We start from the raw sequence: 5,461 nt of genomic DNA, 5'->3' as shown, positions 1-5,461 counted from the left end.
GTTGCAACGTGCGCCGTGAAAGTCTGGCCGCGGCCTCGGTGAGCCTGGAGCGGCTGCTTGACTACATCGAGCGCAACCTCAGGCTGGAGCTGTCCGGCGAAGCCTTGGCGGGACAGGCCTGCATGAGCCTGCGCTCACTGTATGGCCTGTTCGACCGGCACCTGGGCGTCACGCCCGGGCAGTACATCCGCCAGCGCCGTCTTGAGCGTGTGCATGCCTGTCTTGGCGATGCGAGCTGCCCGGTCCGCAGTCTCACCGAGCTGGCGCTGGACCATGGTTTCCTGCACCTGGGCCGGTTTTCCGAGAGCTACCGGCAACGGTTCGGCGAGTTGCCTTCCGAGACGCTCAAGCGGCGAGGTTGAGGGGCTGTGGAGGGCGCTAGGGTGCCGTCGAGCCGACCGTGGGCCTACTGCCCCTCGACGATCCCTGTATCCCCCAACGGATGCAGCGCCCGGAACTGTTGCGCCTCTTCCACCAGCCAGTCGTGCACGGCGCGGGCTCCAGGCTGGTTCAACCCGCCAGGCAGGTACAGCACCACGTAGCGCTTGTGATTGGGGATAGGCATGCCGAACGGAATGATCAGCGCGCCACGCTCCAGTTCGTCGTTGAGCAGCGTGCGCCGGGCAATCGCGACACCGATCCCGGCGATGGCAGCTTCGATGGTCAGGTGGTTGCGGTTGAAGGTGTGCCCTCGGCGAACGTCCTGCCCACCCGCGCCGATGCCGTCGAGGTAGAACTCCCACTCGGCATACTCCGAACTGCCGCGCCAGGCGGTGATGTCATGCAGCAGCGGATAGTGCACAAGATCGGCCGGGCCGTGCAGGGGCGGGCGGCCACGCAGCAAGGCAGGCGAGCACACGGGAAAGATTTGCTCATCGAGCAGCGGCGTCGAGAGCATGCCCGGATAACTGCCGTCATTGAGGTCGACCGCCAGGTCGAAGTCGCCTGCGTTCAGGGCCTGGTTGCTGTCTTCGGCGACCAGGCTCAACTCGATGTCCGGATAGCGCTGCTGCAGGCGCGGCAGGCGCGGCGTGAGCCACTTTGCGAGAAAGGAGGGGATCGAGCGCAGCCGCACGGTACCGCGAATTTCGCCCGCATCCAGGCGGCGCAGTTCGGCGTCGATACTGCCGTAGGCTTCGCTCACCGTCTGCGCCAGGCGCTGGCCTTCGGCGCTCAGTTCCACGCCCCGGGCCCGGCGCAAGAACACTCGGAACCCGAGCCGCTCCTCCAGCTGGCGGATCTGCTGGCTGACCGCCCCAGGGGTGATGTGCAGCTCCTCGGCGCTGCGGGTAAACGACAGGTGCCGCGCCGCACAGGAGAACACATGCAGCCAGACATACATCTGGCCATTCATTTGCCGTCGCATCGTTTAGTCCTGCTAAAGGCTCGCTTAGAAAGTTTCGTTGGTCACCGAGGGTGCTTGGGCTCAGTATCTCCCATGAAGATGGACTCCTTCAATCGAAGGAGGCAGTCGCACCACTCACACCGCCAGCGAGGCATTAGCATGGCTATCAGCGTATTCGACCTGTTCAAGATCGGTATCGGTCCGTCCAGCTCACACACGGTAGGCCCCATGCGCGCCGCTGCGACCTTTGCCCAGGCCCTGCGCGAGCAGGGGTTGCTGGCCAAGGTGTCGCGTGTCGAAGTCCGGCTGTATGGCTCGCTCTCGGCCACCGGCGTCGGCCATGCCACTGACCGCGCCTGCCTGCTGGGCCTGATGGGCCAGTGGCCTGACCGCATCGATCCGCACACCATCGCCTCGCGCATCGACCAGGTCATGGCAGAGCACTGCCTGATCCTCGACGGCACCCAGCCGATCGGTTTCGACTACACCCGCGACATGCTGCTGCTCGACGAGAGCCTGCCGTACCACCCCAATGCCATGAGCCTTGAGGCCCTGGACGGGCAGGGCGCCAGCCTGTTGCTACAGACCTACTACTCGGTAGGCGGGGGCTTCATCGTCGAAGCCGCGCAGCTGAGCGAGGCCGGCAGCCAGGTGGATGCCGTCACCCTGCCGTACGAATTTTCCAGCGGCGCCGAACTGCTTGCCCTGTGCAAGACCCACAACCTGAGCGTCGGCCAGCTGATGATGGCCAACGAGTGCGCCTGGCGCCCTGAAGCCGAGGTGCGCAGCGGCATCCTCAAGCTCTGGGCAGCCATGCGCGAATGCGTCGACAATGGCTTGCACAACGAAGGCGTGTTGCCGGGGGGACTCAACGTCAAGCGCCGGGCCGCCAAGCTGCACCGCAGCCTGCAGGAGCTTGGCAAGCCGAACGTGATCGGCTCCACCCTGAGCGCCATGGAGTGGGTGAACCTCTATGCGCTGGCGGTGAACGAGGAAAACGCCGCCGGCGGGCGCATGGTCACGGCGCCGACCAATGGTGCGGCAGGCATCATTCCGGCGGTTCTGCACTACTACATGAAATTCAGCCCTGAGGCCTGTGACGACGACGTGGTGATGTTCCTGCTCAGCGCGGCGGCGGTAGGCATCCTGTGCAAGAAGAATGCGTCGATCTCTGGCGCCGAGGTCGGCTGCCAGGGCGAAGTCGGCTCGGCCTGCGCCATGGCGGCCGCAGGTCTCGCGCAAGTGCTGGGCGCCACCGCGCCACAGCTGGAAAACGCTGCCGAGATCGCCTTGGAGCATAACCTGGGCCTGACCTGCGACCCGGTAGGGGGGCTGGTGCAGGTGCCGTGCATCGAGCGCAACGCGATCGCCGCGGTCAAGGCCATCAACGCTGTTCAGATGGCCCTGCGCGGTGACGGCGAGCACGTCATCTCCCTTGACCGGGTGATCCGCACCATGCGCGACACCGGTGCCGACATGCATGCCAACTACAAGGAAACCTCACGCGGCGGCCTGGCCGTCGCGTTCGTCGAGTGTTGATCCGCCGCTCCAGGCGCCGTGCCTGAGCCCGCCCTCCGGCCCGCGTTCAGCGGGCCTTTGCCTTAAGGGCGACAAAGCTTTTGCGCATATCACTGGCCCAGCCGTCGAGCACCGGCTTGACGTCTTGCAGCGTCAGTTGCTGCTGGTCATTTTCCAGTTCCTTGCCGCTGCCCTTGCGCACCACCTGGGCCAGCACCTGTTGCGTGACCCCATCGAGAAACGCCGCCTCGACCGCCACGGTCACGGCCTGGTCACGGCCGCCCGCCGCGGTGTTCACGGCCGCGGCCACCAGCGCTATGGGGATCACCTCATAGGGCTTGAGCCCCTCGGTGCGGGTTGACACGGCGGTGATGGCCGGACGCACGACGATGGTCTGCGGGCCAGGCCCTTGGGCAAGGGTCATGACACTGCCCAGTTCGCGCCGTAGCGCTTCATTGAAATACCGCGTGATCGCCTGCAACGTCTGCGCGGAGATCACCGCGGTGGGCTGCGGCTTGGGATAGAACTGGCTGGGCTCGATGAAGACCTGGCTGTAGTTGGCCACCTTCAGGTCGGGGTCGATCCAGCGCATCACCGGTGCGCCGCTGCTGCTCTGTGCCGGTTGAAGGCGGCTGTAGTCCCTGAGAAAGCCGGAGTATTCGCTTGGGTCAACCTGTTTGCTGGAGCAGGCGGCGAGGGCGAGAAGCGTGGAGCACAGCACGATGGAACGCGTGAATGGTTTCATGTCTGCGATTCCTGCGGAATTAGACGCTCAGTCAACGCTAGCAGGTGCTATGAGGTTGGCCAGTACCGGTCATGCCAGTCATTTTATCGACAATAAAATGACTGGCATGCACATTCCGACATCATGGAGGCTAACAATCCGGCCAGCCGTCGGCTTTTTGACTGTTGGGGTTAGCGCAGAGGGGCGTTACCTCCTACAACTAGGGGGTGGCAGATTGCCTTGATGGATCCGATCGCCCTTATCTGAAGGAAGGCCAGGCGAATGAACCGTGAAAAGTACCGTTCCGACATCGATGGTCTGCGCGCGGTGGCGGTCCTCGCCGTCCTCGTGCATCACCTGGGCGCCACCTGGCTGCCCGGCGGCTTCATCGGCGTGGACATTTTTTTTGTCATCTCGGGTTTCCTGATTACCTCCCAGGTGTTCGCGCAGGTGCGTGAGGGCCGGTTTTCGCTTCGAGAGTTCTACCAGCGGCGCATCAACCGTATTGTTCCCGCGCTGGTCACGGTGTTGCTCGCCTGTGTGACAATTGGCGCGGTGCTGCTGTCGCCTGTCGACCTCATGCGGCTCGACGCCAGCGCGTTGTACTCGCTGGTCGGAGTGTCGAACATCTACATCTGGCTCAAGTACGGTAACTACTTTGCCGCCGATGCCAGCGAGGCGCCGCTGCTGCACACCTGGTCGCTGGGTATCGAGGAGCAGTTCTACGTGATCTGGCCCCTGCTGGTGCTGCTGGTGTACCGGATGGCGCCGCGGCACTTGTTGCTGGTCATGGGGGGCGGCGTGCTGATCGCCGTCGGGCTGTCGCAGTACGCCACCGGCGTTTTCGCCACGGCCTCCTATTACCTGCTGCCGACACGCTTCTTCGAGCTCATGCTCGGAGGCTGGCTGGGCATCTACCTGCAACAGCCGCGGTCGATCGGCCGCCTCCGCGCGTTGGGCTGCACCGCCGCGGGCTACCTGCTGATCGGACAGTCGCTGCTCCTGCTCGATGGTAACGAACCCTTCCCAGGATTCAATGCGCTGTGGCCGTGCCTCGGTGTCGCCTTGCTGATCTACGCCGGGGCGGGCGAAGGACGGTCGCCACTGCTGAGCAGCCGGCCAATGGTGTTCATCGGACTGATCTCGTACTCGCTGTACCTGTGGCACTGGCCGCTGATCGCCTACCTCAATTACCTGGAAGTGCCGATTACCTCCGGCGTGGCGTGCGCCCTGGTCGCAGCGGCTGTCTTGCTCGCCTGGCTGACCTGGCGTTTCGTCGAGGTGCCGTTCAGGCGCAGCGGTGTGCGGTTGAGCTTCGCTCGCGTGGTGACCCGGCGTTTTGCCGTGCCGGTGGTGGCGCTGGCGCTGCTGGCCGGGCTGACCCAGCAGCTTGAAGGTTTTCCCCAGCGCTTCAGTCCCAAGGTCGAGCGCCTCGAAGCCATGACCCAGGACAAGCCTGCCGATATTCGCCACGGCTGCCATGTCGCCAATGCCTTGTACGGCACCGAACCGAACGATGGTTGCCGCATTGGCGCCGAGAAAAAGGCGCTCGACGGCATCCTGGTGGGCGACTCGTTCGCCAATCATTTCACCGGCATGGTCGACATCCTCGCGCGCCCCGACAACATCAGCCTGATGGACTACACCATCGACTACTGCCTGCCCGTGCTGGGGTACACCGGGGGCATGCCGCCGGTGTACGCCGACCACTGCGCGACGCGCAACGAGAAGGTCTACGACCTGATCGAGCACAATCACTACCAATATGTGGTGCTCGCCGGCAGCTGGCCGCGCGACGAGGCCGCCGAAGGCATGATCGAGGCCAGCATCCGCCTGGCCGTGGAGCACAGCGGGCAAGTCATCGTCATTCTCAA

Annotated in this window: 5 protein-coding genes; 3 read left to right on the top strand and 2 right to left on the bottom strand. The window is 64.5% G+C overall.

Features of this window, described 5'->3' with window-relative positions; all coding sequences use genetic code 11:
* On the top strand, nt 1-362 hold a 362-nt coding region (locus VJS90_RS14950; protein ID WP_324122422.1), incomplete at its 5' end, for a helix-turn-helix transcriptional regulator.
* Between the two features lie 44 nt (nt 363-406).
* Here VJS90_RS14950 and VJS90_RS14945 read toward each other — a convergent pair.
* Nucleotides 407-1,366, bottom strand: coding sequence for a LysR substrate-binding domain-containing protein (locus tag VJS90_RS14945; protein ID WP_324122421.1), 960 nt, complete (start codon nt 1,364-1,366; stop codon nt 407-409).
* A 138-nt stretch (nt 1,367-1,504) separates the two neighbouring features.
* Here VJS90_RS14945 and VJS90_RS14940 point away from each other — a divergent pair, with 138 nt between their 5' ends.
* A complete protein-coding gene (locus tag VJS90_RS14940) occupies nt 1,505-2,884 on the top strand; it encodes an L-serine ammonia-lyase (RefSeq protein ID WP_324122420.1) in 1,380 nt (459 codons plus the stop codon).
* A 46-nt stretch (nt 2,885-2,930) separates the two neighbouring features.
* On the opposite strand, the gene VJS90_RS14935 is transcribed toward VJS90_RS14940, so the two are convergent.
* The gene (locus VJS90_RS14935) at nt 2,931-3,608 is read right to left on the bottom strand and encodes a DUF3313 domain-containing protein (RefSeq protein ID WP_324122419.1); all 678 of its coding nucleotides are present in this window, start codon (nt 3,606-3,608) and stop codon (nt 2,931-2,933) included.
* Between the two features lie 261 nt (nt 3,609-3,869).
* Here VJS90_RS14935 and VJS90_RS14930 point away from each other — a divergent pair.
* A partial coding sequence (locus VJS90_RS14930; RefSeq protein WP_324122418.1) for an acyltransferase family protein occupies nt 3,870-5,461 on the top strand: 1,592 nt, incomplete at its 3' end.

This window comes from Pseudomonas sp., assembly GCF_035277045.1.
Taxonomy (GTDB): Bacteria; Pseudomonadota; Gammaproteobacteria; order Pseudomonadales; family Pseudomonadaceae; genus Aquipseudomonas.
The sequence above is the reverse complement of the archived record's forward strand: the minus strand, read 5'-3'. Positions and strand labels throughout refer to the sequence as shown.